The sequence below is a fragment of the Acinetobacter sp. Ver3 genome, assembly GCF_000632455.1.
GTDB lineage: Bacteria > Pseudomonadota > Gammaproteobacteria > Pseudomonadales > Moraxellaceae > Acinetobacter.
The window spans coordinates 1-1,160 of record NZ_JFYL01000164.1 but is presented as its reverse complement, the minus strand read 5'-3'; the positions used below and the strand labels follow the sequence as shown (position 1 = coordinate 1,160).

General features: G+C 34.4%; 1 protein-coding gene. It reads right to left on the bottom strand.

The window, feature by feature from the left end; all coding sequences use genetic code 11:
- A protein-coding gene (locus CL42_RS17165) for an IS4-like element ISAba33 family transposase (protein ID WP_100243284.1) occupies positions 1–1,090 on the bottom strand; the annotation gives its coding sequence in 2 pieces (ribosomal slippage) (positions 1–550 and positions 550–1,090; 1,091 coding nt annotated over the 2 pieces). This gene is flagged as partial in the annotation.
- Between the last annotated feature and the right edge of the window lie 70 nt (positions 1,091–1,160).

Sequence of the window (1,160 nt, the reverse complement as noted above, 5' to 3'; positions counted from 1 at the left end):
CATAGGACCCTTGTCCTATCAGGCTTTTTCTTTCTTAAAATTGCTAGCACTTTCTTAAATTCTTCTTTTTTTCCAAAACCAATCAAACGTAGAATAGCCATTTGAACATAGTCCAAACCGTAGCGAAATAAACTTACTGAAAGTCGTCCATGCTTCTTTATTTTTATTGCTTTTTTTCGATCATGTTGCCATTCACCTGTTAAATAGCACCAACAGAAACCGATAGCTAGCACTGCTATCAATTTCTTGACTCGTCTAGGGTCTGTTAAACGAGTATTTTCAAGATTGAATCCACGTCCTTTGAGACAACTAAATAGGGTTTCGATTTCCCAGCGTAATGCATAATCACGAATAGCAGAAGCATTAAACATAGGAGAAACAACAAGTAAAAGTTCTCCATCTTCTAATCGTAGCGCACTAATATACAGTTTCACTCGACCAACCCAAATACGTCGTTTACGACATTCAGTTTGACCAACTTGAAGATGACGAAATAAATCACTAATTTTATGATTCTTGGCTAAGTGATTGGTCACAATGAAGTTTTTTTAACACGTATACAAAAGTTAATGTCATTTTCAATTAACCATGTAAACCATTTCTCACCGATAAATTCTCTGTCTGCGAACACATTCACAATACGGTCTTTACCAAAAATAGAGATAAAGCGTTGAATCAAAGCAATACGCTCTTTTGTATCTGAATTTCCCCGTTTATTGAGCAATGTCCAAACTATAGGTATGGCTATTCCACGATAGACGATGGCTAACATCAAGATATTGATATCTCGTTTCCCCCATTTCCAGTTGGTTCTATCCAAAGTTAATTGGACTTTATCGAATAAAAATATATTGAAAATTAACTGAGAAATTTGACGATAATCGAAATACTGACCTGCAAAGAAGCGTTGTATACGTCGATAAAATGATTGTGGTAAGCACTTGATGGGTAAGGCTTTAGATGCAGAAGAAAGATTACATGTCTGTTTTACAATTAATGCAAGCATAATCAGTGTAAAACATTTTACATGTGACTTGTTCCACTTTAGATATTTGTTTAAGATGAGATATAGCTCATTGAAATGTGCCATCATATTCGTCGTCAGAAAACAAGTATTATGCCATTATTTTAATGAGTTATATTTTTTTTCGTGTACAAAG